Below are 26,892 nucleotides of genomic sequence, written 5' to 3'. Positions count from 1 at the left end.
ACCCGACGGACCGGTGAGACCGGAACGACCGGTGGAACCAGACGGGCCAGTGGAATCGAACGGGCCGGTGCGACCGGACGAATCGACCGGACCCGACGGACCGGTGAGACCGGAACGACCGGTGGAACCAGACGGGCCAGTGGAATCGAACGGGCCGGTGCGACCGGACGAATCGACCGGACCCGACGAGCCGGTGAGACCGGAACGACCGGTGGAACCAGACGGGCCGGCCGGACCGGACGGGCCGGCGCGACCGGAGTGGCCGGTTGGATCGGACGGGCCGGTGCGACCCGCCGGACTGGCGGGAACCGATGAACCGGCGGGAGCCGATGGGGCGGCGGGAGCCGATGGACCGGTGGGAGCCGGTGGGGCGGTGTCGCTCGGCTTCAGGTTCTTCGGGGTCACGTCCGGGGTGCCGCCGATCCAGTCCTGAAGGCGGCGGCTGGGGCCCGTCCAGCGGCGGTCGTGGCGGTAGGCGCGTCGCCAGGCGCGGGCTCGGGCGTGCGGACGGCGGCGGTAGAAGCGGCGGGCCCAGGCGGAGGTGGGGCGGGCCAGGCGGACGGCGCCGATGACGGCGACGAACGGGATGACCACGCCGAAGATCGCCGTGCGGGCCTTTCCCTTGGCGAGGGCGATCAGGGCGATGAGGAAATTCGTCGCCATGGTGACCATGACGGCGCCCCGGTCCTGGAGTTCCTCCTCGTCGAGGTCGTTGACACCGAAGGGGAGGAAGCCGATCAGCATCAGGCCGACCAGGGCGGCCGTCAGCACGACCATCTCGACGCTCTTGCGGCCCGCCTCGCTCCAGTACACGTCGTCGAGGTGCAGGATCAGGGCGAACTCGTCCAGCACCAGGCCCGCGCCCATGCCGAACAGCACGGCGGAGATCAGCGCGCCGAAGCCGTGCCCGTCACTGGCCACCGCGCCGAAGCCGCCGACGAGGGTGAGGACGACCCCGGGGACCACGTGGTGGATGTGCACACCGCCGCTGCCGCTGATGTCGCGGAAGGGGCCCTTGCCCGCGCGGATCAGACGGGTGATGACCCGGGTGATCAGGAACGTCAGCACGAACGCGGTGAGCGCGAGGAGCAGGGGCAGTTTGCCCGGCTCGATGATGTTCCGCTCCCACCAGTGACCCATATGCGAACTTTATCCACCACCGGCCCTGGGCGCCGCCGAGCCCGCCGGATAACCTGCGCCGGTGTCCACGCCCCCCGAGCCCACGCCTCCGGCCTCCGAGCCCACGCCCCCGGTCTCCGGGCCCACGCTCTTCGACGGTCTGCGTTTCGCCTTCGGCACCCTGACCGTGCTGCCGGTGACGGTGAACCGCTGGGACCGCGAGGCCGCACGGGTCGGGATGCTGTGCGCGCCCGTCGCCGGGCTGGTCGTCGGTCTGGGCTCGGCCGTGCTCGGCGGCCTCCTCCTGCTTCTGGGTTCCGGTCCCCTGCTCGCCGCCGTGGCCTCCGTCGCCGTACCGGCCGTCCTCACCCGGGGCCTGCACCTGGACGGGCTCGCCGACACCGCCGACGGGCTCGGCAGCGGCAAGCCGGCCGAGGACGCCCTGCGGATCATGAAGCGGTCGGACATCGGACCGTTCGGGGTCGTCACCCTCCTGTTCGTGTTGTTCACCCAGGTCGCCGCGCTGGCTGAGCTGTACGGCGAGTCCTGGGTCCGGGGCGCGCTCGGGGCCGTCGTGTCGGCGGTCGCGGCCCGGCTGGCGCTGACCCTGGCCGCGCGCGAGGGGGTGCCCGCGGCCCGCCCCGAGGGGCTGGGGGCGGCTGTCGCGGGGGCGGTGCCGGTGCGAAGCGCGCTGCTCGTGGCGGCCGTGGTCGTCGGTGCCGCCGGGGGCACCTGCGCGCTGCTCGGGCTGTACGGCACGGTGCTCAGTACGGTTCTCGCGGTCGTCTTCGGCTGTGCCGCGGCCGAGGCGCTGCTGCGGCACTGCACACGCCGTTTCGGCGGGGTGACGGGTGATGTGTTCGGCGCCCTGGCGGAGACGGCGGCGACGATCGCGCTGGTCAAGCTGACGCTGGGCTGAGGCGTCGGCCCACGTGTTCAGCAGGCCTTCCGCCACACCCCCAGCTCCCACTTCTTCAGCAGCGAGCTGAGCTCCAGGCGGCGGGCCTCGGGGCAGAAGTCGCCCGTCCTCATCTCGTACTCGACGTGGAAGACGGCCTTGCCGGCCTCGATGAAGGGCGTGAGGTCGTCGCACTCCTCGTACTGGGCGCACTGCTCGTTGACGGCGAAGTCGAAGTCGTCGACGAGTTCCGGGATCTGGTCGAGGTCGTTCTTGAGGCCGACCGCGAGGCCCCGCTCGTGGGCGAGGCGGGCGATGAGGCGGTTGTAGCGGAGCTGGTCGTCGGCCGTGAGGGGGAAGCCGGTCTCGTTGCGGTAGCCGTCCATGTTGTCGGGCTCCACCGCGTCGAAGCCCTTCTCCGCGCACATGTCGATACGGGCGGCCATGAGGGGTTCGAGGACGTCGGTCTCACGGATGTCGAGCCAGCGCTCGCCCTCCCAGCCGTTCCCCTTGCCTATGACCGACTTCGGGAACGCGTCGGCGTCCGGGCGCCAGTCCTCCCACGCGCCGGTCGACAGATAGCAGATGACCTTGCGGCCGTCGTCGTGCAGCTCGGCGACCGTGTCGGCGGAGTGGTCGAAGCCGTCGATGTCGTACACGGGGACGTCGACGGAGGTGTCCAGGCGCCCGCTGAGCTGCCACTGCCACTGCGTGCCGGGCTCCGGACGCCAACGGGCGCCCTTGTCCGTCCCGCGACCGGTGTCCGGCTCGTCGTCCGGGGCGGTCGTGCACCCCACTGCCAGCAGGAGCAGGGACAACAGGGCGCTGCGGGCGAGGAGTTGACTCATGGGGTGGGCTCCAAAGCGTGCGGCAGGGTACTCCAGGGATGATCCCCCACGCCGGGTACCGCGCAGTGCACGGAGGCGCCCGGGCCTGGCGAGAGCGCCGACATCGATGTCCGGCGGCACCCCGTGCACCAGATGGCACACCCGGGTGCGGTCCAGGAACGTGCCGTCGGTGCCGTACCAGGCGTGGCGCAGGCCGTGCGCGACGCCCCAGTCGTGGTTGTCGCGGATCTGCTCGGCGATGGCGGCGCGGCTCAGGTGGCGGGTGGTGCCGTCGGCGTTCTTCGGGCAGCTCCACGGCACGGTGGAGGTGCGACGCTACGCGCGAAGACCCGGACGCTGCGCGCGAAAACCATCGGACGCGCGACACCCGCCCGGCGACAAGGGATCCCCCTATGCCGAAGACATGGGGATCTCCCTGCACGTCCGCTGCCGAAAGTCGGGGAGGCTGGTCGCAGCGGACGCCATGGGGACGTCGCGTACGCAACGGGCCCGCGCCCCAGGTCCGATGGGCCGAACAAGGGCCTAGGCTCGTTCCCGGCACGTCGAAACCCAACCGTTCGGCCACCGAAACTCAATCGGAAGCGAGATTTCACCACCGTGACTGCTCTCACTCTCAGCACCGCCGCCGCGCCGGGCCTCCGCGCCGACGCGATCGTGGTCGGTGTCGCGAAGGGCGCCAAGGCACCGGTCGTAGCGCCGGGTGCCGAGGCCGTGGACAAGGCGTACGACGGCAGGCTGGCCGGCGTCCTCACGACCCTCGGCGCCTCGGGCGCGGAGGGCGAGGTGACGAAGCTGCCCGCGCCGTCCGGCTTCAAGGCGCCGCTCGTGGTGGCGGTGGGCCTGGGCGCGGTGCCCGAGAAGGACGGCTCGTTCGGCGCGGAGACGCTGCGCCGCGCGGCCGGTGCCGCCGCCCGCGCCCTGGCCGGTACGAAGAAGGCCGCGTTCGCGCTGCCCGTCGCGGACGCCGTCGCCGTGGGCGCCGTCGCCGAGGGTGCGCTGCTCGGTGCGTACTCCTTCGACGCGTACAAGGAGAACGGGAAGGACGCCAAGGCGAAGAACGGCAAGGCGCCGCTCGCCGAGGTCGCCCTGCTCGGCGCGAAGCCCCGGGACAAGGCCCACAAGGCGGCCGCCGAGCGCGCGATCGCGGTGACCGAGGAGCTGAACCGCGCCCGCGACCTCATCAACACCCCGCCGAACGACCTCGACCCGGAGGCCTTCGCCGCCGTCGCCCAGACCGCGGCCAAGGAGCACGGCATCAAGGTGACCGTCCTCGACGAGAAGGCGCTCGCCAAGGGCGGCTACGGCGGCATCCTCGGCGTCGGCGCGGGCTCGGCGGCCACGCCCCGGCTGGTGCAGCTGTCGTACACCAGCTCCAAGGCGAAGAAGCACCTGGCGTTCGTCGGCAAGGGCATCACGTACGACTCGGGCGGTATCTCGCTCAAGCCGGCCGGGCACAACGAGACGATGAAGTGCGACATGAGCGGTGCCGCCGCCGTGTTCGCCGCGGTCGTCGCCGCCGCGCGGCTCGGGCTCGAGGTCAACATCACGGGCTGGCTCGCCCTCGCCGAGAACATGCCGTCCGGCTCCGCCACCCGGCCGGGTGACGTGCTGCGCATGTACAGCGGCAAGACGGTCGAGGTGCTGAACACCGACGCCGAGGGCCGGCTGGTGCTGGCGGACGCGCTGGCCAAGGCCTCCGAGGACAAGCCGGACGCGATCGTCGACGTGGCGACGCTGACCGGGGCGATGATGCTGGCGCTGGGCAACCGAACGTTCGGGATCATGGCGAACGACGACGCGTTCCGCTCCGCGGTGCACGAGGCCGCCGAGGAGTCCGGGGAGCCGGCGTGGCCGATGCCGCTGCCGGAGCACCTGCGCAAGGGGATGGACTCGCCGACCGCCGACATCGCGAACATGGGTGAGCGGTACGGCGGTGGTCTGGTCGCCGGGCTGTTCCTGAAGGAGTTCGTGGGCGAGGGGATCACCTGGGCGCACCTGGACATCGCGGGGCCGGCCTTCAACGAGGGCGGGCCGTTCGGCTACACGCCCAAGGGTGGGACGGGGACGGCTGTGCGGACCCTGGTACGGCTGGCCGAGCGGGCCGCCTCCGGCGACCTGGGGTGATGGTCGCCTAGGAGCTCGGTGCCGAAGGGGCGTGGGCGACTGCGGGGCCGTTGCGGCTCGTCGCGCGGTTCCCCGCGCCCCTACGGGGTGCTGCCCCGTGACAAGTGAGCGTGTGGTGTCTCACACCCCGGCCCGGCGTCTCGTTCGGCGTGGACAAGTGCGAAGATGGGGCTCGGCAGGACAGGGCCCCCACCACAGGGCCGAAGAAGAGCGGCCGGACACCAGCCGCCGCGCGGTCATGGACGACCGGCGTACGGCGCACATGCATGGAGGACGTGACGTGGCGAACGACGCCAGCACCGTTTTCGACCTAGTGATCCTCGGCGGTGGTAGCGGTGGTTACGCCGCGGCCCTGCGCGGGGCACAGCTGGGCCTGGACGTCGCCCTGATCGAGAAGGACAAGGTCGGCGGCACCTGCCTGCACCGGGGATGCATTCCCACGAAGGCCCTGCTGCACGCGGGCGAGATCGCCGACCAGGCCCGCGAGAGCGAGCAGTTCGGTGTGAAGGCCACCTTCGAGGGCATCGACGTCCCGGCCGTGCACAAGTACAAGGACGGGGTGATCTCCGGCCTGTACAAGGGTCTGCAGGGGCTCATCGCCTCCCGCAAGGTCACCTACATCGAGGGTGAGGGCCGCCTCTCCTCCCCGACCTCCGTCGACGTCAACGGCCAGCGCGTCCAGGGCCGCCACGTCCTCCTCGCGACCGGCTCCGTGCCGAAGTCGCTGCCGGGCCTGGAGATCGACGGCAACCGCATCATCTCCTCGGACCACGCCCTCGTCCTGGACCGCGTGCCGAAGTCGGCGATCGTCCTCGGCGGCGGTGTCATCGGCGTCGAGTTCGCCTCCGCCTGGAAGTCCTTCGGTACGGACGTCACGGTCATCGAGGGCATGAAGCACCTCGTCCCCGTCGAGGACGAGAACTCCTCCAAGCTTCTTGAGCGCGCCTTCCGCAAGCGCGGCATCAAGTTCAACCTGGGCACCTTCTTCTCGAAGGCCGAGTACACCCAGGACGGTGTGAAGGTCACCCTCGCCGACGGCAAGGAGTTCGAGGCCGAGATCCTGCTGGTCGCGGTGGGCCGTGGGCCCGTCTCCGCCGGTCTCGGCTACGAGGAGCAGGGCGTCGCGATGGACCGCGGCTACGTCCTGGTCGACGAGTACATGCGCACGAACGTCCCGACCATCTCCGCCGTCGGTGACCTGGTCCCGACGCTCCAGCTCGCGCACGTCGGCTTCGCCGAGGGCATCCTGGTGGCGGAGCGTCTGGCCGGTCTCAAGACCGTTCCGATCGACTACGACGGTGTCCCCCGGGTGACGTACTGCCACCCGGAGGTCGCCTCCGTGGGTATCACCGAGGCCAAGGCCAAGGAGATCTACGGCGCGGACAAGGTCGTCGCTCTGAAGTACAACCTGGCGGGCAACGGCAAGAGCAAGATCCTCAACACCTCGGGCGAGATCAAGCTCGTCCAGGTCAAGGACGGTGCCGTGGTCGGCGTCCACATGGTCGGCGACCGCATGGGCGAGCAGGTCGGCGAGGCCCAGCTGATCTACAACTGGGAGGCGCTCCCCGCCGAGGTCGCCCAGCTCATCCACGCCCACCCGACGCAGAACGAGGCGATGGGCGAGGCCCACCTGGCCCTGGCCGGCAAGCCGCTGCACTCGCACGACTGACCCTCGGTCGACGAAGCGACGATCCAGACTTCCGCAATTCCTAAGGAGCAACAGAAACCATGGCGGTTTCCGTAACCCTTCCGGCGCTCGGCGAGAGCGTCACCGAGGGCACTGTCACCCGCTGGCTGAAGGCCGAGGGTGAGCGCGTAGAGGCCGACGAGCCGCTGCTCGAGGTCTCGACCGACAAGGTCGACACCGAGATCCCCTCCCCCGCCGCCGGTGTCCTGGCGTCCATCAAGGTCGCCGAGGACGAGACGGTCGAGGTCGGCGCCGAGCTGGCCGTGATCGACGACGGCACGGGCGCGCCCGCCGCCGCCCCCGCCCCGGCCGCCGAGCCCGAGCCCGAGCCCGCCGCGGCTCCGGAGCCGGCCCCGCAGGCCGTGCCCTCCACCGAGCAGGCCGCCCCCGCTCCGGCCCCGACCGCCGAGGCGGCCACCGGCGGCGGCTCCGCCGAGGGCACCGACGTGGTCCTCCCGGCGCTCGGCGAGTCCGTCACCGAGGGCACCGTCACCCGCTGGCTCAAGGAGGTCGGCGACTCCGTCGAGGCCGACGAGCCGCTGCTCGAGGTCTCCACCGACAAGGTCGACACCGAGATCCCGGCGCCCACCTCCGGTGTGCTCCTGGAGATCGTGGTCGCCGAGGACGAGACCGCCGAGGTCGGCGCCAAGCTGGCCGTCATCGGTGCCCCGGGTGCCGCTCCGGCCGCTGCCCCGGCCGCCCCGGCTCCGGCGCCCGCCGCCGCTGCCCCGGCCCCGGCCGCTCCCGCGCCCGCCCCGGCCGCCCCCGCGGCGCCGGCTCCGGCCCCCGCGCCGGCCGCTCCCGCCGCTCCGGCTCCGGCGCCCGCCGCCGCCGCTCCGGCCGCGCCGGCCCCCGCGCCCGCCCCGGCCGCCCCGGCTCCGGCCGTTGCCGCGCCCGCCGCCGCCAAGGCGACCGACGAGGGTGCCTACGTCACGCCGCTGGTGCGCAAGCTCGCCGCCGAGAACGGTGTCGACCTGGGCGCCGTCAAGGGCACCGGCGTCGGTGGTCGTATCCGCAAGCAGGACGTCATCGCCGCCGCCGAGGCCGCGAAGGCCGCTGCCGCCGCTCCGGCTCCGGCCGCCGCCCCGGCAGCCGCCGCGAAGAAGGCGCCCGCCCTGGAGGCTTCTCCCCTCCGTGGCCAGACCGTCAAGATGCCGCGCATCCGCAAGGTCATCGGCGACAACATGGTCAAGGCGCTGCACGAGCAGGCGCAGCTGTCCTCGGTCGTCGAGGTCGACGTCACCCGTCTGATGAAGCTGCGCGCCCGGGCCAAGGACTCCTTCGCGGCCCGTGAGGGCGTGAAGCTCTCCCCGATGCCGTTCTTCGTCAAGGCCGCGGCCCAGGCGTTGAAGGCGCACGCGCCCATCAACGCCCGTATCAACGAGGCCGAGGGCACGATCACCTACTTCGACACCGAGAACATCGGTATCGCGGTGGACTCCGAGAAGGGCCTGATGACCCCGGTCATCAAGGGCGCGGGCGACCTCAACATCGCCGGTATCGCCAAGGCCACCGCCGACCTGGCGGGCAAGGTCCGGGCCAACAAGATCACGCCGGACGAGCTCTCCGGCGCGACCTTCACCATCTCCAACACCGGTTCGCGCGGCGCGCTCTTCGACACGATCATCGTGCCGCCGAACCAGGTCGCGATCCTCGGCATCGGCGCCACGGTCAAGCGCCCCGCCGTGATCGAGACGGAGGAGGGCACGGTCATCGGCGTCCGTGACATGACGTACCTGACCCTCTCCTACGACCACCGTCTGGTGGACGGCGCCGACGCGGCCCGCTACCTGACGGCCGTCAAGGCGATCCTGGAGGCGGGCGAGTTCGAGGTCGAGCTCGGCCTGTAGTACCCGGGTCGATCGCAGCACGACGGTGCCCCGTCCGGAGCTTTCCGGGCGGGGCACCGGTGCGTTCGCGCACCCCGGCGGGCGGGCGCGACGGGCTTGGCCGGTATGGGTCTTTACAAACCCTCCGTCCGTGCAAGCGTGTAAGTCTCGTCTCACCTGCGCGAAAGCGCCCCCGTGCGCCTCTCCCCCGGACGACCCCGGCTTTATTGTCTAGAGGTCAACGCCCTCGGGTCCCGTCCCCCGCCGGTCCCCCGCCGAAGGAGCCCGCATGACCACCGCGCCCGTCGTCCACTCGCTGCGCGAACAGATCCGCGAGCACATCGTGGAGGGGATCGTGAGCGGTCGGTGGAAGCCGGGTGAGCGGATCGTGGAGCGGCGGATCGCGACGGAGCTGGAGGTCAGCCAGACCCCGGTCCGCGAGGCGCTACGAGAACTGGAGTCGCTGCGGCTGATCGAGTCCGCTCCCAACAAGGGCGTACGGGTGCGGAACCTGACGGCGGCCGACCTGGAGGAGAGCTACCCCGTGCGGGCCGGTCTGGAGGCCATCGCGGCGGAGCTGGCGGCGGAGCGGCTGGCGGAGGACTGCTCGGCGCTGGAGCCGCATGTGGCCGCGCTGTACGAGGCGGACCGCAACGCCGACGGCACCTCCCAGGTGCGGCACACCGTCGGCTTCCACCGCGAGATGGTCCGCGCCGCGGGCAACTCGGTACTGCTCCACACCTGGGAGGGCCTGGGCATCGAGGTCTTCACGGCGCTGTCGATCCGCTGGCTGGGCACGGTCCAGCAGTCATACGCGGAGGAGCATCAGGCGCTGGTCGAGGCGTTCCAGCGGCGGGATCCGGACATCGGCCGCCTGGTGAAGGAGCATGTGCTGGGCTGCGCTCCGCAGGCCGCCGGCGGCTCCGCCTGAAGGTGTGCGGGCCCGGTAGGTGGGCGGACCTGAGGGCCTGAGGGTGCCGCGCCCGGCGTAGCCGGGGCCTCTGCGCAGGACGGGGTCGCCGCGGCGTGCCCATACTTGGAGAAGCCGTGTGTTCGGGGAGCCGTGGGTTCTCCGGACCGTCCTGCTCCCCCGGGTGTGCCCCGGGAGCACCGACGACGACCCCGTGGTCGAGGGTGGAGGCCGTGTGACCTGGCCATTGCTCTCCCGGTCCGCCCTGTCCGGGGCGCTCCGCCCGGTCACGGAGCTGCTGACCTCCCCGGTGCGGGCGGCGCTCTCCCTGGCCGTACCCGGGCCGCGGCCCACGGCACCCCGGCTCTGGCCGACCGAGGGCGGCGTACAGATCGAGGTCCGGTGGCTGGGAGGCCCCGGGACGGCCGACGCGGCACGCGAGGTGGAGTCCGCGCTGCGCGAGGTACCGGGAGTGAGCCGCGCCGAGGTCAACGGCACCCTGGGGTGCGTCTACGTGGGCTGCGTCCCCGAGACCGACCTGGACCGCCTCACCGCGCTGGTCACCGCGGCGGACGCCGCAGCCTCGCGGAACGCGACCGCCGAGCCGGCCGCTGCGGGCGAGGGCACTGCGGGTGGGGGCGCTGCGGCCGAGGGTGCTGCGGCCGAGGGTGCTGCGGCCGAGGGTGCTGCCGGTGGGGCTGGGGGTCGGCGGGGGCGGCGGGCGGTCGGGTTTCCCGGGGCGCCGGGGCCCCGGGTCGGCGCGGCCGTTCAGTTCGCCGCCGGCGTGGTCGCTGTCGGGGCGGCGTCGGTCGGCAACCTGTTGCGGCTGCGCGGGCTGCCCCCGGTGGTGCTGTCGGCCGTCCAGCTCGCGGAGGCGACGCCGTGGCTGCGCGAGGGGATCGCCCGGCGGGTCGGAGAGTCGGCCTCGGAGCGGGGCTGGGCCGCGGCGAACCTCCTGGTGACGACATTGACGTTCCGACCGTTCGGTGCCGCGGTGAGCGTCGTGCTGGCCGGGGGCCGGTACGCGGAGGCCCACGCCCGGCACAGGGCATGGGAGGAGTGGGCGCACCGGCTGGCCGCGCACAAGGGGTCGTACCGGCATGACGCGGTGCCCGCCCACGAGCGGCCCGGCCCGCTGCCGCCGGGGCCGGGCGAGCGGTACGCCAACATCGCCGTTCCGGCGTCCCTCGCGGCGTACGGCCTCACGGCGGCCGGCACGCACAACCATGACCGGGGGCTGGCGCTGCTGACCGCCGGGACGCCGAGGGGGCCACGGTTCGGCAAGGAGGCGTTCGCGTCCTCGGTGGCACGGACGGCCTCCGACCGGGGAGCACTGGTGCTACGGCCGGAGGCGCTGCGTCGCCTCGACCGCATCGACACGATCGTCCTCGACGCCCGGGTACTGGCCACCGGGGGATGGACCGTCGAGCACATGGTCCCACTGGGCCCACCGCCCGCCGGGGCCGGGAAGGCGGACGCGGACGTCCGCGACGGGCCGCATCACCTGGACTCCCCCGACGGGCCCGACCGGCCCGACGACGACGAGATCCACGCGCGGATCCACGAGTTGCTAGAGCCGGGGCAGGCCCGGTCGGCGCGGGCGGGACGGGGTGACGGGCTTGTGCCGTCGCCGCAGCGGGGCGGCTGGGAACTGGTGCCGTTCGGTGGCGCGGACTCCGTCCCCGGTGGCGCCGTCGTCCCCGAGGAGACGGCGACGCGATGGGCGGAGGAGGGGGCGCGGGTCGTGCTCGTGGTGCGCGAGGGGACGCCGGTCGCCATGGCCGCGCTGATTCCCCAACTGCACGCGCTGGCCCACCACTTGGTGCGCGAGGCGGGTGCCTGCGGCCAGGTGCGGCTGGTCGGCGGACCACCGGGGCTGCACCACCGGTTCGGGCTCCCCGAGGCGCTGCCCACCGGGCACCGCCGTACGGCGGCACTGGTCCGCTCGCTGCAGGCGGAGGGGCACGGGGTCGCGGTGGTGTCGGCGCGGACGCGACGCGCGCTCGTCCGTGCGGACCTGGGCATCGGGATCCTCACCGGTTCCCGTCATGTGCCCTGGGACGCCGATGTCGCCGCCCCGCCCGACGTGGTCCACCTGCTGCTGACCGCCGTACGGGAGGCCCGGCGGGTGAGCGTGCTGTGCAACCGACTGGAGGGTGCGGGCGCCCTCTCGGGCGGGGCCCTCGGCCTCTTCGCCCCGCGTCCGGGTGCCTGGCGGCGGGTCCGCTGGGTGTCCGAGGCGGTGACGGTCGCGGGGCTGACGGCCGGCCTGTGGGCGGGCCGGCGGCTGCGTGCCCGCCCGGCTCCGGCGGTCACCGAGTCCACGCCGTGGCACTCCATGACCGTACGTCAGGTGATGGCCCGTCTGGGCACCACCTCCCGTGGGCTGGACGAGGCCGAGGCCGCGCGGCGCCGGCGGTCCCGGGGCGGTGACCGGCACGACGGTGCCGTCACCCTGGTCGGCAGGTTCGCGGAGGAGCTGGCCAATCCGCTCACGCCCGTCCTGGCGATCGGCGGCGGTATCTCGGCGGCGCTCGGTTCCGTCGTGGACGCCGTGCTCATCGGCGGGGTCCTGGGCGTGGACGCGCTGGTGGGCGGGGTGCAGCAGCAGAAGGCCGACCGGGCGGCGCGGCGGCTGGTGGAGGCGACCTCGGTGCGGGTGCGGGTGCGCCGCCCGGACCGGGAAGCCACCGTGGAGGGGACCGCCGAGGAACTGGTGCCCGGGGACGTGGTCGAGCTGCGGGCGGGCGACGCGGTCCCGGCGGACTGCCGGGTGGTGCGGGCGACGGGTCTGGAGGCCGACGAGTCCAGCCTGACCGGCGAGTCGGAGCCGGTCCTGAAGACCTCCGCGCCCACCGCGGCCCGGGCCGTCGCGGACCGGACCTCCATGCTCTACCAGGGGACGACCGTGGCGGCCGGCCACGCGTTCGCCGTGGTCGTCGCCACCGGCAGCGCCACCGAGGCGGGCAGCGCCGCCGGGACGGATCCGGAGGAGGGGCCGCCGGAGAGCGGTGTGGAGCGGCGGCTGAAGGCCCTGGGCCATTGGTTCCTGCCGCTGTCCGTCGCCGCGGGCCTCGTGCTGCTCGCCGTGGACCTGCTGCGCGGACGGCAGCTGGGCGCCGCCCTGGGATCCGCGGTCAGCCTGTGTGTGGCCGCCGTGCCAGAAGGGCTGCCCTTCGTCGCCACGGTCGCGGAGCTGGCGGCGGCCCGCCGGCTGTCCACCCGCGACACCCTGGTCCGCAGCGCCTCCACCATCGAGGCCCTGGGACGCACGGATGTGCTCTGCTTCGACAAGACCGGCACCCTCACCGAGGGCAGGATCACCCTCCAGCAGGTGTCCGACGGGCGGGAGCGAGGATCGCTGGAACGCGGACCGCTGGAACGGGGATCCCCGGAACAGGGACCGCTGGAGCGGGGCGCGCCGGAGCGGCTCGGCCCGGCGCTGCGCAGGATCGTCGCGACCGCCGCGCTCGCGGGCCCGCCGGGTCCGGCGTCCGGACTCGCGCACCCCACCGACCGGGCGATCGCGGCCGGGGCCGAGCTGCTCGGCGTCGCGCCCGCCCGGGCCGCGGGGGCGGCCTCGGACGCATGGGAGCGGGTGACGGAACTGCCGTTCGAGCCCGGGCGCGGCTTCCACGCGGTGCTCGGGCGTTCCGACGGCCGGGCGTGGATCGTCGTCAAGGGCGCGCCGGAGGTCGTCCTGGCCCGCTGCGACCGTATCCGACGTGACGGTGGAAGCGAGGCCTTCGACGACCGGGCGCGGGCCGAGATCGAGGCGGAGACCGACCGGCTGGCCCGGCAGGGGCTACGGGTCCTCGCGGTCGCCGAGCACGTCCTGCCGCCGGACGCGCCCCGGGACGACGGCGAACTCGCCGAACTCGCGGACGTCAGCGACGAGAACCTCGACGGCCTGTGTCTGCTGGGCCTGCTGGGCCTCGCGGACCCGGTACGGACCACGGCGGCCGAGAGCGTACGGCGGCTCGCCACGGCCGGGGTGCGCATCGTCATGGTCACCGGGGACCACCCCAGCACCGCCGCCGCGATCGCCAAGGAACTGCGACCCGAGGAGGAGCCGCGGCTGATGACCGGGGCGGAACTGGACGCCCTGGACGACGCCGCGCTGGCCGGCGCGCTGCCGGACGTCACGGTGTTCGCCCGGGTCACCCCGGCGCACAAGGTCCGTATCGTCACCGCGCTGCGCTCGGCCGGCCGTACCGTCGCCGTCACGGGCGACGGGGCCAACGACGCGCCCGCCATCCGGATCGCCGACGTCGGCATCGCCCTCGGCTCCCGGGCCACCCCGGCGGCCCGCTCGGCCGCCGACGTGGTGGTCACCGACGACCGCATCGAGACCATCGTGGACGCGATCGTCGAGGGGCGGTCCATGTGGGCCTCCGTACGCAAGGCGCTGGGCATCCTGCTGGGCGGCAACCTCGGCGAGATCGCCTTCACCCTGACGACCGGTCTACTCACCGGGCGCAGTGCGCTGAACGCCCGTCAGCTCCTCCTGGTCAACGTGCTCACGGACATGCTGCCGGCCATGGCCATCGCCGCCAGACCGCCGGCCGTCCACTCCGACAAGCTCCTCGCGGAGGGGCCCGAGGCCTCGCTCGGAACGGCCCTCACCCGGCACATCCGTCTGCGGGCCATCGTCACCACGGCGGCGGCCGCGAGCGCCTGGGTGGCCGCCCGTGCGACCGGCACGCGCGGTCGCGCCGACACCGTCGCCCTGGTCGCCCTGGTGGCCTCCCAGCTGCTCCAGACGCTGGCGGACGCGGGCCGCGATCCGGTGGTCGCCCTGGCCGTGGTGGGGTCCCTGGTGGCACTGGCCGTCGTGGTGAGCGTGCCCGGGCTCAGCCACTTCTTCGGCAGCCGACCGCTCGGCCCCGTGGCCTGGTCGATCGCCCTGGCGGCGGCGGTGGGCTCGGTGGTGGTCCCGGCCGCGGTACGGCGCGCCGCTCCGGCGAGCGCGCGTCCGGCCGACGCGACTCCGGCGAGCGCGGGTCCAGCCGGCGTGACTCCGGCGAGCGCGGGTCCAGCCGGCGTGACTCCGGCGAGCGCGGGGCCCGAGACGGGAACCCGCAGGGCTGGAAGCCGCGGGGCCGGAAGCCGCTGAGACGGAGGCCCCGACGGCGGGCGCCCCGACGGCTGGAATCCCGAAGACGGAGAATCCGGAGGCAGAGGGCCTGGAGGCAGAGGGCCTGGAGGCAGAGGATCCGGAGATAGAGAGTCCGGAAAGCGAAAGTTCACCTGCGGGACACCTTGATGCCGCCTCCCGTAAGCCGTCAAACAGCACAAAGGAGAGGTCCCCGCACGATACGCACGAAAGGCGGTCGAACCATGCCGCACATCCTCGCCAAGATCCTCACCCAGGTCGCCGTCGCCCTGCTCGAAGCCGCCCTGATCCGCCTCTCCGTCCAGCTCTGGAAGGCGCTCCTCGGCACCGGCCGCCCGGCGCCCGCGTACGCCTGACCGCACACCTACCCACTCCTCCACGCGCACACCGTTTTCGTACGATTTGCACGTTTATCTGCACCCAGACCTGGAAGGCGGTAGGGGGAGACTTCCTGACTCACTCTCCCAGCATGGGAGGACGGCGATGACTTCCCCGCAAACAAACCCGGAGTACCCGCAAGAACGAGCGTCGGACCAGGACACGACGCTCCGCACGGAAGCGACCGAGACCGGGGCGGCCGGTCCCGAGGCGACGCAGGACCAGGAGGAACGGCACGGCGGCAAGGTGCTGCACATGCACACCGCGCACCCCCGGGTCCCCATCCCCTACGTGACCCCGGGCGACATGTTCACCGGCGCCCGCGCCGGCGCCCGCGCAGCCACATCGTTCCTGCCCGGCCCCCGCAAGCTGGCCTACTACGGCCTCCTGGGCGGCATGGCCGTCGCCGGGGTCCTGCAATGGCCGGTCGCCCTCGCCGTCGGCGCGGCCACCGAGGTGATCACCCGCGAACAGCAGGCCGCCCGCGACCGCACCGAAGGAGACAGGGCACAGGACCGCGAGCCCTCCGCCGACACCCCGGAGTCGGCGACCCGCCCCCGGCAGACGGCGATGACCTAGGCGACGACGAAGGCCTGGGCGATGCCAACGGGCAATGCGCCGGCGATGCCCTGAGGCCTCCGCCGACGACGCCGTGACGACACCCCGGCCGCCGCAGCGACACCAGCCGCTGCGGCGGCCGTCATGTCCGTCATCCCCGCACCACCACCCGAACACCAGAGCGCACCCCCGCTCACTCGCCGACTCAATCACCGCCCCACCTGCGAAAACCCCGGGACGCCAGGCACGCGGTGCCCCACGCTGAGGCACCGCGTGCCTACTTTCTCGTGATCAAGAGGTTTTGCCACTCAACCCTTTGATCGATCATCGATCAGCGAGTTACAGTCGCCGACGGGCCACGCGGCGGAGCCGCAAGGTGTCACAGCACCGAGGCCCCACGCCCTGTCCTGCCAAAGACAAAGGGCAACCCCCGACCCCATACCGATGAGGGAACCCCTTCGACTGAGGAAGGCGGCGCAATGACCGACCCCTACGCCATCCAGCCGAGCGCGCTCGACCAGCTCCCCGACCGCGATCCGGAGGAGACCGCCGAATGGCAGGCCTCGCTGGACGCCGTCACCAAGGCGGCCGGGCCGCACCGCGCGGCGTACCTGATGCGTCGCACCCTGGAGCGCGCCGAGGGCAACGGCATCGCGCTGCCCAAGCTGCTCGAGACGGACTACGTCAACACCATCCCCACCGCCGCCGAGCCGTCCGTGCCCGGTGACGAGGAGATGGAACGCAGGATCACCGCGTGGAACCGCTGGAACGCGGCCGCGATGGTGACCCGGGGAAGCAAATACGGCGTGGGCGGGCACATCGCCACCTTCGCCTCCGCGGCCTGGCTCTACGAGACGGGCTTCAACCACTTCTTCCAGGGCAAGGAGCGGGACGGCTCCGGCGACCAGCTCTACATCCAGGGCCACGCCTCCCCCGGCATCTATGCCCGCGCCTTCCTCGACGGCCGCCTGAACGAGTCCCACCTGGACAACTTCCGCCGCGAGTCGGGCGGCGACGGCCTGCCGTCGTACCCGCACCCCCGGCGCCTGCCCTGGCTGTGGGAGTTCCCGACCGTTTCCATGGGTCTCGGTCCGCTCTCGGCGATCTACCAGGCGCGCTTCAACCGGTATCTCACCAACCGCGGCATCAAGGACGTCTCCGACTCCCACGTCTGGGCCTTCCTCGGCGACGGCGAGATGGACGAGCCGGAGTCGACGGCGGCACTCGCCCTCGCCTCCCGCGAAGGTCTCGACAACCTCACCTTCGTCATCAACTGCAACCTGCAGCGCCTCGACGGCCCGGTCCGCGCCAACTTCAAGATCGTGCAGGAGCTGGAGGCCCAGTTCCGGGGCGCCGGCTGGAACGTCGTCAAGACGCTCTGGGGTTCCGCCTGGGACGAGCTGTTCCAGCTGGACACGACCGGTGCGCTCGTACGACGGCTGCGTGAGGTGCCCGACGCCCAGGTGCAGACGTACCAGACCCGCGACGCCGCCTACATCCGCCAGGACTTCTTCGGTGCCGACCCGGCGCTCGTCGAGATGGCGAAGCTGCTGAGCGACGACAAGATCCTGGAGTGCTTCCACCTCTCCCGCGGTGGCCACGAGGCGCGCAAGGTGTACGCGGCGTACAAGGCCGCCGTCGAGTTCAAGGGCGCGCCGACCGTCATCCTGGCCCAGACCGTCAAGGGCTTCACCCTCGGCGAGGGCTTCGCGTCGAAGAACGCCAACCACCAGATGAAGAAGCTGACGACTGACGAGTTCAAGCAAATGCGTGACCTGCTCGAACTCCCCATCAAGGACAGCGACTTCGTCGACGGTGTGGTGCCCTACGGCCACCCGGGCGCCGACTCCCCCGAGGTCCGCTACCTCCAGGAGCGCCGCGCCGCCCTCGGCGGTCCCGCCCCGGCCCGCCGTACGCACGCGCTCGCCCCGCTGCCGGCCGCCGCCGACAAGACCTTCGCCGCCTTCGACAAGGGCTCCGGCTCCCAGAACGTGGCGACGACCATGGCCTTCGTCCGCCTGGTCAAGGACCTGGTCCGCGACAAGCAGACCGGCCGGCGCTGGGTGCCGATCGTCCCCGACGAGGCCCGCACCTTCGGCATGGAGTCGCTCTTCCCGTCCCTCGGGATCTACTCGCCCAAGGGCCAGACGTACGAGCCGGTCGACCGCGACCAGCTGATGTACTACAAGGAGGCCAAGGACGGCCAGATCCTCAACGAGGGGATCACCGAGGCCGGTTCGATGGCCGACTTCATCGCCGCTTCGACGTCGTACTCGACGCACGGCGAGGCGATGATCCCGTTCTACATCTTCTACTCGATGTTCGGCTGGCAGCGGACGGCCGACCAGATGTGGCAGCTCGGCGACCAGCTCGGCCGCGGCTTCCTCGTCGGCGCGACGGCCGGCCGTACGACGCTGACGGGCGAGGGCCTCCAGCACGCCGACGGCCACTCCCCGGTGATCGCGGCGACGAACCCGGCGGCGCTGACGTACGACCCGGCGTTCGCGTACGAGGTCGCGACGATCGTCAAGGACGGTCTGCGGCGGATGTACGGCGAGGCGGCGCCGGGTGAGGACCCGAACGTCTTCTACTACCTCACCGTCTACAACGAGCCCCTGCCGCAGCCCGCCAAGCCGGCCGGTCTCGGTATCGACGAGGGCATCGTCAAGGGCCTGTACCGCTTCAACACGGCCGAGTCGGCGGGGCTGTCGCCGGTGGCCAACGCCCCGCGCATCCAGCTGCTCGGCTCCGGCACGGCGATCCACTGGGCACTGGAGGCGCAGAGGCTGCTCGCGGAGGAGTGGGGAGTGGCGGCGGACGTCTGGTCGGCCACGTCCTGGAGCGAGCTGCGACGGGACGCGATGGACGCGGATGCGGCGCTGCTGCGGGGTGAGGAGCGGGTGCCGTACGTCCGTCAGGCCCTTCAGGGGGCCGAGGGGCCGGTGCTGGCGGTGTCCGACTACATGCGTCAGGTTCCGGACCAGATCGCGCAGTGGGTGGAGCAGGACTACTCGTCGCTCGGTGCGGACGGGTTCGGTCTGTCCGACACCCGGGAGGCGGCCCGCCGTCACTTCGGTGTCGACGCGCAGTCCGTCGTCGTGGCCGCCCTCGCGCAGCTCGCGCGGCGGGGTGAGGTCAAGGCGGCGGCGGTGAAGGAAGCGCGGGAGAAGTACGGGCTGTGACACCGGCGGGGGGGGCGGCTGGGGCTTTTCCTCGCCCCCGCCGCCCCTACCCGTCCCATCCCCCAGGGGCTGCGGCCCCTTCCACCCCCATCTGCGGGTCCGGTGGGGCGTCTCGCGCAGTTCCCCGCGCCCCTGAAAAGCAGGGGCTGCGCCCCGTGCTTTTCGGCCCGCAGGGCCGCGTCTTTTAGGGGCGCGGGGAACTTCGCGAGCAACCCCCATCCACCCGCGCCCGACAACGAACCGTGTGGCCCGGCATCATGAGCGCATGCGTGCTGCTCGGCTGATCAAGATGGTGCTGCTTCTCCAGGCCCGGCCCTCGATGACCGCCGCCGAACTCGCCCGTGAGCTGGAGGTGTCCGAGCGGACGGTGACGCGGGACGCCCAGGCGCTGTCGGAGGCCGGGGTGCCGGTCTACGCGGACCGGGGGCGGGCCGGGGGGTATCGGCTGATCGGCGGGTACCGGACCCGGCTGACCGGGCTGGGCCGGAGCGAGGCCGAGGCACTGTTCCTCAGCGGTGTGCCGGGCGCGTTGCGGGAGATGGGGCTGGAGGACGCGGCCTCCGCCGCCCGGCTCAAGGTGTCGGCCGCCCTCCTGCCCTCCCTCCGCGACGCCTCCCGTACGGCCGCCCAGCGGTTCCATCTGGACGCGCCGAGCTGGTTCAAGGAGCCGAAGACACCCGAACTGCTGCCCGCCGTGGCGGACGCGGTGTGGGACGACCGCCGGATCGTCGCGCGGTATCGCAGGGGGGACACCGAGGTCGAGCGCGAGCTGGAGCCGTACGGCCTCGTGCTGAAGGCCGGTGTCTGGTACCTGTGCGCCCGCGTCCCCGGCGCCGCGCCTTCCCCCGGCGCCGCACCGTCTCCCGGGCCCTTCCGCACGTACCGCATCGACCGCTTCACGACCGTCGACGCCGACGGGGAACGTTTCGCCCGTGACGAGGACTTCGACCTGCCCGCCCACTGGGACGAGCACGCCGAACGGTTCGCCCGGTCGATCCTGCGGGCCGAGGTCGTCGTACGGCTCTCGCCCGAGGGCGTGCGCAGGCTGCCGTACGTCATGGACCCCGTCGCGGCGCGGGACGCCCTGACGGCGGCGGACGGCGAGACCGACGGGCACGGCCGGACGACGGTCGCGCTCCGGGTCGAGTCGGAGGAGGTGGCGCACACCCAGCTCACGGCGCTGGGACCGGAGGTGGAGGTGCTGGCCCCCGAGGGCCTGCGGGAGCGCTTCGCGAGCGACGCGCGCCGGCTCGCCGGACTGTACGAGGCCGGCTGAACCCGTGCGGGGTGCCGTGTTCGGCATAACAATCCGCAGCCTCCACGTGCGTCCCGCCCGCCCAGGCCCGATGCTGGACCCGTGATGGACGAGACGGAGTTCTGGGAGTTGGTGGACACCGCTCGGGAGGACGCCGAGGGCGATCCCGAGGACCATGCCGACCTGCTCGTGGAACGGCTCGGCCGGCTGGACCCGGAGGCGGTGCTGGACTTCGCCCGGCACTTCGAGTCCCGTTACAACCGCGCGTACACCTGGGATCTGTGGGGCGCCGCCTGGGTGTTGCTCGACGGGGCCAGCGACGACGCGTTCGACTTCTTCCGGTGCTGGCTGATCGGCCAGGGCCGGGAGGTCTTCGAGGCCGCGGTGCACGACCCGGACTCGCTCGCCGATCTGCTGGACGACTTCGACGAGGAGATCGACGGGGACGGCGAGGAGCTGGGCTACGCCGCGGACGAGGCCTACGAGCAGCTCACCGGAGTGGTCGCCCCGGACCTCGGCATCCCGCCCGCCCCCGGTGAACCCGAGGGCGCCCCGCTGGACTTCGAGAACGAGTCCGCGCTCGCGGAGCGCTATCCGAAACTCTGGGAACGCTTCAGGGCCTGAGCCCCCGGCTCGACGTACGCGGCAGATACGCGTACCGCTCGATGCCGTACGGCTGGGCGTGCGGGCGTCGTTCCTTGCCCGGGCCCGGCTGCTCGGGAGCCGAGGCGCCGTGCAGGGGCGCGGAGTTGGCGCGCTCCAGCGCGGACGCGGTGACGGCGGACGGGCCGAGCACGACGACGGCGGTCGCGCAGGCCACCGTCCAGGGGCTCCGCAGGGCCGAGGACCAGGACTTCTTCGGGTCGCGGGCGGCGCTCTTCGTACGACGGCTGATCATTTTCCCCACCTCCGGTCGGCGTGACACGACGAAGTTAGGGCGCGGATCTTGGAGAAGTCTGTGAGGGCACGGCGCGCTGTCTGTGAACCTCATGAGATCCGTCTCGACAGCTCGACGTTTCAACGTCTCGACGGCCCGACGTCTCAGCGCCGGCCCTGGAGGCGTGCCGCCAGCTCTCTGATCGCGGGCAGCCGTTCGGCGAGGGCCGCGCCCGGGCAGCTGGTCATGTAGCCGTCGCTGTGGCCCGCGAGGGTGGGCAGCAGGGCGGTGGTGCCGGAGGCGTAGCGGCTGAGGCTGTTGCTGGAGGTGAGCTTGACGCTGCCGCGGGGGTCGGTGTCGGAGAGGCCGAGTTTCCAGGCGGCGAGGGCGGCGATGGCGTCGGTCATGGCCTGGGGGACGGGGACACCGGCGGTGAAGGTGCCGAGGGCGGCGATACCGGCGGTGCGGTGGTTGAAGCCCTGGGTGTGGGCGCCGGTGACGGCGCGGTCGACGCCGCCCGCGCGGCCCTCGTAGATGGTGCCGCAGCGGTCGACGAGGAAGTTGTAGCCGATGTCGTCCCAGTCCTTGGCCCCGGTCTGGCCCGCGTACAGGTAGCGGATGATGCGGGGCGCGTCGGCGCAGTCGTAGTCGTTCGGCGAGTCCGTGTGGTGGATGAACACCGCGGCGACCTCGTCGTCGTAGCGGGCGGGCGGCTGGCTGCGTGCCTCCCCGTCCAGCCAGCGGGTCCGCGGCACGATGGCCGGTCTGGGCGCCTGGTGCGGCGCGGGCCGGGCCACCTCCGGCCGTACGGGGCGGTGCCCCGTACGGCCCACGTCGACCGCGAACAGGGCCAGCGCGAGGGCGGCGGCGAGACCGGGCAGACAGGCCAGCAGCATCAGGACGGGACGCGGCGGATCCAGCCGCTCCCAGGACAGGCGTACGCGGTCACGGGCCCGGCGCAGGGGCGCCGGGAGCGGGCGAAGGCGGTCACGGGCCCGGCGCAGGGGCGCCGGGAGCGGGCGAAGGCGGTCACGGGCCCGGCGGACGTGCCCCGGGGCCGGGCGGACGCGGTGGCGGGCCCGGCGCGGGTGGATCCGGGCCGTGCGCGGGCGGTCGCGCGGGCCCCGGACCGGGTCGGGGACGCGCGGGGTCCGTATTCGGCGCCGCCACACGCGCGGCAGCCGCCGTATTCGCGCCCCCCGCGACATCCGGAACACACGCATGCCCTCAGAGTCACCCAGATGCGCGTCGGCCGCGATGTGGGGTGTGCCACCCGGTGGAAGCGGAAGGAACCAACGCCGCGGTCCGGGACGTTTCTACGGTTCCAGACAGATGTGGCCGGACGTTTCCACGGTTTCGGACAGATCGACGTGCCGGTGGCCGATTTCGCGCGGGCCACCGGGGTGCCGTGCGGGCGTAGCTGATCACTGCGCCCGCCGCACGCGTACTACAGGGTCCCTGAAGAAAGGCGGCTGGAGTGGACGTGCTCGACATCCTGCTGATGCTGGTGATCCTGGCCTACGCGGCGTCCGGGTACCGTCGCGGCCTGGTCGCGGGATGTGTGTCCCTGGCCGGTTTCGTGGGCGGCGCGGCGATCGGTGTCTGGGTGCTGCCCTGGATGATGGAGCTGGTGGAGGCGGGCACTCCGGCGGCGACGATCACTGCGGTGCTGACGGTGCTGGTCCCCGGGGTGATCGGGCACGAGCTGGCGGGCCGGCTGGCGCTGCGGCTGCGCCGGGAGATCGACCGCAGCCCGCTGAGGGTGGCCGACGGCATCGGCGGGGCGGCGGCCAACACGGTCGCCGTGCTCATCGTGGCCTGGGTGGCCGCGAGCGTCCTCGCGGCCTCCTCGTCCGCGGTGGTGACCAACTCGATCCGCAACTCCGCGCTGCTCGGCGCCGTGCAGAACACCATGCCGGACACCACTCCGGCCTGGTTCTCCAACGCCACCTCGGCCCTGACGGAGGCGGGCTTCCCGCAGGTCTTCAACCCGTTCGAGAACGAGGCGACGGCCGAGGTCGCCAGGCCCTCCGGGGACAGCGTGACCGCGGCCGCGACCAGCGCCGCCAAGCGCAGCACGGTCAAGATCGAGGGCGTCGCGGGCACCCAGGGCCGCGAGGGCAGCGGCTTCGTCTACGCCACCGAGCACGTGATGACCAACGCCCACGTGGTGGCGGGCATCGACGACCCGAGCGTGCGCGTGGGCGGCGTGGGCAGGGCGTACGAGGCACGGGTGGTGCTCTTCGACCCCGACAAGGACGTGGCGGTCCTCTACGTCCCGGGCCTCCAGGCCCCGCTGCTCCGCTTCGACGACAGCGCCGAGCGCGGTGACGCGGCGGTCGTCGCCGGGTACCCGGAGGACGGCGGGCTCGACCTCCAGGCGGCCACGGTCGCCAGCCGGATCGACGCGACCGGCCGGAACATCTACAACACGGATGCGGTCACCCGCGACATCTACTCCATCCGCTCCACGGTCCGCCCCGGCAACTCCGGCGGCCCTCTCCTCACCACCGACGGCCAGGTCTACGGCGTCGTCTTCGCCCGCTCCACCTCGGACGCCGAGACGGGGTACGTCCTGACCGTCGACGAGGTCGCCCCGGACGCGGAGCGCGCGGCGACCGCGACGGCGGCGGTGGACACGGGTGACCTCGTGACCTCGTGACCTCGTGCCCGTGACCTCACAAGGACTGGGGACTGGGGCAGGGGGACCGGGGCAGGGGCGTCAGAGGCGACAGCCCATCAGCACGTCGTCCACGTACGCCCCGTCCAGCAGGAACTCCTCCGGGAGGACCCCCTCCACCACGAACCCCTCGGACTCGTACAGCTTCCTGGCCGGGGTGTTGTGACCGAGGACCCGCAGGGTGAGGCGGCGGGCGCCACGGCGCCGGGCCTCGTCCCGCGCGGCCCGCAGCAGGGCGCGCGCGACACCGGTCCCACGGGCCTCCTCGGCGACGGCGAGGCCCTGGATCTGGCGGACGTGTGCGTGGCAGGCGAGCGGTGAGGGCCGGGCGAGCCGGACGTAGCCGACGAGGGTGCCGTCGAGTTCGGCCACCAGATGGTCCTGGGGGCCGTAACGCTCGTTGAAGAAGGGCTCGTACGGTTCACTCGGGCGCTCCTGGACGGAGTGCAGCGTGGACCAGGTGACGCGGTCGAGTCGGCTGAGCGCGTCCTCGTCGGCGGGGATCGCGGCGCGTATGTGCGGAACCGGCATGACGGTCACTGTACGGCGGCGCTCGACGGCGGCGCTCGACGGCGGTCATGGGTGGCGGACGGCCGGATGCCGGATGTCGCAGGTCGGCGGGTACCCCAGGTCCCCCCCGGGCCCGCGGCTTCGCCGATCAGGCGACAGGATGGGGACATGACCGTTGAATCGCCCGTTCCGCCCGGTTCTCGTATCGCGATCGCCGGGGCGTCCGGCCTGATCGGTTCGGCGCTGGCCCGCTCCCTCACCGACGACGGGTACGAGGTGCTCCGGCTCGTGCGGCGGGCGCCCCGGGCGCGGGGCGAGGTGTGCTGGGACCCGGAGGCCCAACGGGTCGACACCGAGGGGCTCGTGGGGTGCGCGGCCGTGGTGAACCTGGCCGGTGCGGGGGTCGCGTCCCGCCGCTGGACAAAGGCGTACAGGGCGACGATCCGGCGCAGCCGGGTGCTCGGCACCAGGACGCTCGCGGAGGCGGTGGCCTCCCTGGACACACCGCCGAGCGTGTTCGTCAACGGCAGCGCGATCGGGTTCTACGGCTACACGGGCGACCGGGTGGTGGACGAGTCGGCGGAGCCGGGGTCGGAGTTCCTGTCCGCCGTGTGCGTGGAGTGGGAGGGGGCGACCGAGGCCGCACGGCGGGCCGGGATCCGTACGGCGTTCGCCCGTACGGGGCTGGTGGTGGCCCGGGGCGGAGGCGCCTGGGGCCCGCTCTTCCCGCTGTTCAAGGCCGGGTTGGGCGGGCGGATGGGGAACGGCCGCCAGTACTGGAGCTTCATCTCCCTCCACGACGAGGTCGCGGCCCTGCGCCATCTGCTCTTCACGCCGTCCCTGTCCGGCCCGTTCAACCTGACGGCACCGGCCCCGCTCACCAACCGCGAGATCACGGCGGCCATGGGCCGGGTCCTGCGCCGCCCCACCCTCCTCACCGTCCCCGCGCCCGCGCTGCGGCTCGTGCTCGGCGGGGTCGCGGACGACGTCCTGGGCAGCACACGGGCCGTCCCGACGCGGTTGCTGGAGTCGGGCTTCACGTTCACCCATCCGGAGATCGAGGACGCGATCCGGGCGGCGGCGGGGTGATAGGGGGCGCCGGGGTGCGCTGTCGGGTGCGGGTGAGTGGGGCTTCTCGCGCAGTTCCCCGCGCCCCTGAAAAGCAGGGGCTGCGCCCCGCGCTTTTCGGGGCGCAGCCCCGTCGTCTTCCCGGCCCGCAGGGCCTGATCTTTTAGGGGCGCGGGGAACTGCGCGAGAAGCCCCACCGGGCCCGCGGTCGCCGACGAACCCGCACCCCCGAACGCCCGGCGCACACGCACCCCTCCCATGCCCCCGTGCGAGGTCACACGCTCCTTCCCCGCAACCGGCCCCCACCTTCACTCTCATCCCGAACTCAGGTATTTCAGATGGGTGTTGGGGGCATAAAGTCCCCGCAACCGCGCGACCTCGGGAGGGGCACGTGCTTGAGTCGGTGCACCAGTCGGCGTTCCCGGCGGACACGGAGAACGTGGACGTCATCGTCGTAGGAGCCGGCGTGGCCGGCCTCGCTGCGGCCGTACATCTGACCAGGGCGGGGCTGAGGGTCACCGTCCTGGAGGCCGGGCCCGCCGTCGGCGGACGTATGTCCACCGAGAAGATCGACGGCTTCCGCCTCGACCGGACGGCTCCGTTGCTGTCCACGTCGTACCCGGAACTCCGCCGTACCCCGGGGCTGGGCACCCTGCCGCTGCGGCCGTTCGCCCCCGGCGTCCTGCTGCACGCCGACGGCCGTCATCAGCGCGCCGGCGCCACCCCCGTCCTACGAAGCGCGAGGGGCGCACTCACGGCCGCACGCGCCCTCGCAAGCGCCCCCAGGCTCCCCCGGAACCAGGGCCGCCCCCAGGGCCGTTCCACGGGCACCCGGCCCGGCCGACTCGGTGCCCCCGCCGACCAGTCCCGGCTGGCCATGGCCCTGGCCCGGCTCGCCGCGACCGCGCCCGAGCGGCTGCTCACCCGGGCGGAGGTCCCGGTCGCCCAGGCGCTGGCGACCCGGGGTTTCCCGCCCCGGACCATCGACGGTTTCGTACGCCCGCTGCTGGCCGCGCTCCTCGCCGACCCGGCGCTGAAGACGTCCAGCCGCTGCGCCGACCTGGCCCTGCACACCTACGCGACGGGCCGGCTGTGCATTCCGGAGGGCGGCGCCGACACGCTGCCCGAACTGCTCGCGGCCTCGCTGCCGCCGGGCTCGGTCCGTACGGGCGTCCGGGTCACCGGGGTCAGCACGACCTCGGTGACGACGGCGGACCACGGTGCACTCGGCTGCCGCTCGGTGGTGCTGGCCACGGACGCCCGGTCCGCCGCCGACCTGCTTCCCGGCCTGCGGGTGCCGGAGTTCCACCCGGTGACGGTGCTGCACCACGCCACGGACGAGCCGCCGCTGAGCGAACCGGCGCTGCTCCTCGACGCCGACCGCAGCGGACCCGTCTCGCACACGGCGGTCATCAGCGAGGTCGACCCGAGCCGGGCACCGGCGGGCCGCGCCCTGATCACCTCCACGGTGCTCGGCACGCCGCCGGACCCCGCGCACCTCGATGCCACGGTCCGGGCCCAACTGGCCCGTCTCTACCGCACGTCCACCACCCGCTGGGAACTCCTCGCCGCGCACCACGTCCCCGAGGCCGTCTCCGCGATGCCCCCGCCCCACGACCTGCGCCGCCCCGTACGCCTCCTCGCCGGCCTCTACGTCTGCGGCGACCACCGCGACACCAGCACGGTCCAGGGCGCCCTCCACTCCGCCCGCCGGGCCGCCCACGCGGTCCTCACGGACCTGGACGCCCGCCCGGCCCCGCTGGAGGAGCCGCTGGAAACGGCCGCGTGAGAACCGGTCCGACGAACGAGCGAGGGGCGCCCGGCGGATCACCGGGCGCCCCTTCACCGGGTCG

18 protein-coding genes and 1 pseudogene are annotated in these 26,892 nt (G+C 73.0%); 14 read left to right on the top strand and 5 right to left on the bottom strand.

The window, feature by feature from the left end:
- Positions 1 to 396: 396 nt before the first annotated feature.
- Positions 397 to 1,140: pseudogene (locus tag ACWD26_RS03490) on the bottom strand (hypothetical protein); the annotation flags it as partial.
- A 61-nt stretch (positions 1,141 to 1,201) separates the two neighbouring features.
- On the opposite strand from ACWD26_RS03490, the gene ACWD26_RS03485 reads away from it, so the two are divergent.
- The gene (locus ACWD26_RS03485; protein ID WP_451265758.1) at positions 1,202 to 2,038 is read left to right on the top strand and encodes an adenosylcobinamide-GDP ribazoletransferase; all 837 of its coding nucleotides are present in this window, start codon (positions 1,202 to 1,204) and stop codon (positions 2,036 to 2,038) included.
- A gap of 17 nt (positions 2,039 to 2,055) precedes the next feature.
- On the opposite strand, the gene ACWD26_RS03480 is transcribed toward ACWD26_RS03485, so the two are convergent.
- The gene (locus ACWD26_RS03480; RefSeq protein ID WP_451265992.1) at positions 2,056 to 2,865 is read right to left on the bottom strand and encodes an endo alpha-1,4 polygalactosaminidase; all 810 of its coding nucleotides are present in this window, start codon (positions 2,863 to 2,865) and stop codon (positions 2,056 to 2,058) included.
- A 597-nt stretch (positions 2,866 to 3,462) separates the two neighbouring features.
- On the opposite strand from ACWD26_RS03480, the gene ACWD26_RS03475 reads away from it, so the two are divergent.
- The 10 genes from ACWD26_RS03475 to ACWD26_RS03430 all read left to right on the top strand — a co-directional run bounded on the left by ACWD26_RS03475 (position 3,463) and on the right by ACWD26_RS03430 (position 20,528).
- Positions 3,463 to 4,989: a leucyl aminopeptidase gene (locus ACWD26_RS03475; protein WP_451265756.1), complete on the top strand. Its 1,527-nt coding sequence runs from the start codon at positions 3,463 to 3,465 to the stop codon at positions 4,987 to 4,989.
- A gap of 280 nt (positions 4,990 to 5,269) precedes the next feature.
- Positions 5,270 to 6,658, top strand: coding sequence for a dihydrolipoyl dehydrogenase (gene lpdA / locus ACWD26_RS03470; protein ID WP_451265754.1), 1,389 nt, complete (start codon positions 5,270 to 5,272; stop codon positions 6,656 to 6,658).
- A gap of 59 nt (positions 6,659 to 6,717) precedes the next feature.
- The gene (gene sucB, locus ACWD26_RS03465) at positions 6,718 to 8,526 is read left to right on the top strand and encodes a 2-oxoglutarate dehydrogenase, E2 component, dihydrolipoamide succinyltransferase (protein ID WP_451265752.1); all 1,809 of its coding nucleotides are present in this window, start codon (positions 6,718 to 6,720) and stop codon (positions 8,524 to 8,526) included.
- 268 nt (positions 8,527 to 8,794) lie between these two features.
- Positions 8,795 to 9,436, top strand: coding sequence for a GntR family transcriptional regulator (locus ACWD26_RS03460; RefSeq protein WP_451265750.1), 642 nt, complete (start codon positions 8,795 to 8,797; stop codon positions 9,434 to 9,436).
- Positions 9,437 to 9,650: 214 nt separating this feature from the next.
- Positions 9,651 to 14,531, top strand: coding sequence for an HAD-IC family P-type ATPase (locus tag ACWD26_RS03455; RefSeq protein WP_451265748.1), 4,881 nt, complete (start codon positions 9,651 to 9,653; stop codon positions 14,529 to 14,531).
- A gap of 224 nt (positions 14,532 to 14,755) precedes the next feature.
- Positions 14,756 to 14,887: a hypothetical protein gene (locus tag ACWD26_RS03450; RefSeq protein WP_451265746.1), complete on the top strand. Its 132-nt coding sequence runs from the start codon at positions 14,756 to 14,758 to the stop codon at positions 14,885 to 14,887.
- A gap of 127 nt (positions 14,888 to 15,014) precedes the next feature.
- Positions 15,015 to 15,488: a hypothetical protein gene (locus ACWD26_RS03445; protein ID WP_451265744.1), complete on the top strand. Its 474-nt coding sequence runs from the start codon at positions 15,015 to 15,017 to the stop codon at positions 15,486 to 15,488.
- Between the two features lie 458 nt (positions 15,489 to 15,946).
- The gene (gene aceE / locus ACWD26_RS03440) at positions 15,947 to 18,649 is read left to right on the top strand and encodes a pyruvate dehydrogenase (acetyl-transferring), homodimeric type (RefSeq protein WP_451265742.1); all 2,703 of its coding nucleotides are present in this window, start codon (positions 15,947 to 15,949) and stop codon (positions 18,647 to 18,649) included.
- Between the two features lie 265 nt (positions 18,650 to 18,914).
- Complete coding sequence (locus ACWD26_RS03435; RefSeq protein ID WP_451265740.1) at positions 18,915 to 19,925, top strand: helix-turn-helix transcriptional regulator; 1,011 nt, start codon at positions 18,915 to 18,917, stop codon at positions 19,923 to 19,925.
- An 84-nt stretch (positions 19,926 to 20,009) separates the two neighbouring features.
- The gene (locus tag ACWD26_RS03430) at positions 20,010 to 20,528 is read left to right on the top strand and encodes a DUF4240 domain-containing protein (protein ID WP_451265990.1); all 519 of its coding nucleotides are present in this window, start codon (positions 20,010 to 20,012) and stop codon (positions 20,526 to 20,528) included.
- Here the strand turns inward: ACWD26_RS03430 and ACWD26_RS03425 are convergent.
- Positions 20,518 to 20,802 (bottom strand): hypothetical protein, encoded by a 285-nt coding sequence (locus ACWD26_RS03425; RefSeq protein WP_451265738.1) that lies wholly within the window; start codon positions 20,800 to 20,802, stop codon positions 20,518 to 20,520. The two genes, ACWD26_RS03430 and ACWD26_RS03425, sit on opposite strands and share 11 nt — an antisense overlap.
- A 143-nt stretch (positions 20,803 to 20,945) precedes the next feature.
- Complete coding sequence (locus tag ACWD26_RS03420; RefSeq protein WP_451265988.1) at positions 20,946 to 21,677, bottom strand: peptidoglycan recognition protein family protein; 732 nt, start codon at positions 21,675 to 21,677, stop codon at positions 20,946 to 20,948.
- A 581-nt stretch (positions 21,678 to 22,258) separates the two neighbouring features.
- On the opposite strand from ACWD26_RS03420, the gene ACWD26_RS03415 reads away from it, so the two are divergent.
- Complete coding sequence (locus tag ACWD26_RS03415; RefSeq protein ID WP_451265736.1) at positions 22,259 to 23,443, top strand: MarP family serine protease; 1,185 nt, start codon at positions 22,259 to 22,261, stop codon at positions 23,441 to 23,443.
- A gap of 60 nt (positions 23,444 to 23,503) precedes the next feature.
- Here the strand turns inward: ACWD26_RS03415 and ACWD26_RS03410 are convergent, their stop codons facing one another.
- Entirely contained in the window at positions 23,504 to 23,992 is a 489-nt protein-coding gene (locus tag ACWD26_RS03410) for an N-acetyltransferase family protein (RefSeq protein WP_451265734.1), read from the bottom strand.
- A gap of 147 nt (positions 23,993 to 24,139) precedes the next feature.
- Here ACWD26_RS03410 and ACWD26_RS03405 point away from each other — a divergent pair, with 147 nt between their 5' ends.
- Together ACWD26_RS03405 and ACWD26_RS03400 are read left to right on the top strand one after the other, a co-directional pair.
- A complete protein-coding gene (locus ACWD26_RS03405) occupies positions 24,140 to 25,060 on the top strand; it encodes a TIGR01777 family oxidoreductase (protein ID WP_451265732.1) in 921 nt (306 codons plus the stop codon).
- A gap of 370 nt (positions 25,061 to 25,430) precedes the next feature.
- Entirely contained in the window at positions 25,431 to 26,828 is a 1,398-nt protein-coding gene (locus ACWD26_RS03400) for an NAD(P)/FAD-dependent oxidoreductase (protein ID WP_451265730.1), read from the top strand.
- Positions 26,829 to 26,892: the final 64 nt, after the last annotated feature.

It is taken from the genome of Streptomyces sp. NPDC002787 (assembly GCF_053592095.1).
The sequence above is the reverse complement of the archived record's forward strand: the minus strand, read 5'-3'. Positions and strand labels throughout refer to the sequence as shown.

Coding starts and splice junctions, on each gene's coding strand:
- ACWD26_RS03480 (WP_451265992.1), bottom strand. CDS start 2,865: ATGAGTCAACTCCTCGCCCGCAGCGCCCTGTTGTCCCTGCTCCTGCTG.
- sucB (WP_451265752.1), top strand. CDS start 6,718: ATGGCGGTTTCCGTAACCCTTCCGGCGCTCGGCGAGAGCGTCACCGAG.
- ACWD26_RS03460 (WP_451265750.1), top strand. CDS start 8,795: ATGACCACCGCGCCCGTCGTCCACTCGCTGCGCGAACAGATCCGCGAG.
- ACWD26_RS03450 (WP_451265746.1), top strand. CDS start 14,756: ATGCCGCACATCCTCGCCAAGATCCTCACCCAGGTCGCCGTCGCCCTG.
- ACWD26_RS03445 (WP_451265744.1), top strand. CDS start 15,015: ATGACTTCCCCGCAAACAAACCCGGAGTACCCGCAAGAACGAGCGTCG.
- aceE (WP_451265742.1), top strand. CDS start 15,947: ATGACCGACCCCTACGCCATCCAGCCGAGCGCGCTCGACCAGCTCCCC.
- ACWD26_RS03435 (WP_451265740.1), top strand. CDS start 18,915: ATGCGTGCTGCTCGGCTGATCAAGATGGTGCTGCTTCTCCAGGCCCGG.
- ACWD26_RS03430 (WP_451265990.1), top strand. CDS start 20,010: ATGGACGAGACGGAGTTCTGGGAGTTGGTGGACACCGCTCGGGAGGAC.
- ACWD26_RS03425 (WP_451265738.1), bottom strand. CDS start 20,802: ATGATCAGCCGTCGTACGAAGAGCGCCGCCCGCGACCCGAAGAAGTCC.
- ACWD26_RS03420 (WP_451265988.1), bottom strand. CDS start 21,677: ATGCTGCTGGCCTGTCTGCCCGGTCTCGCCGCCGCCCTCGCGCTGGCC.
- ACWD26_RS03410 (WP_451265734.1), bottom strand. CDS start 23,992: ATGCCGGTTCCGCACATACGCGCCGCGATCCCCGCCGACGAGGACGCG.
- ACWD26_RS03405 (WP_451265732.1), top strand. CDS start 24,140: ATGACCGTTGAATCGCCCGTTCCGCCCGGTTCTCGTATCGCGATCGCC.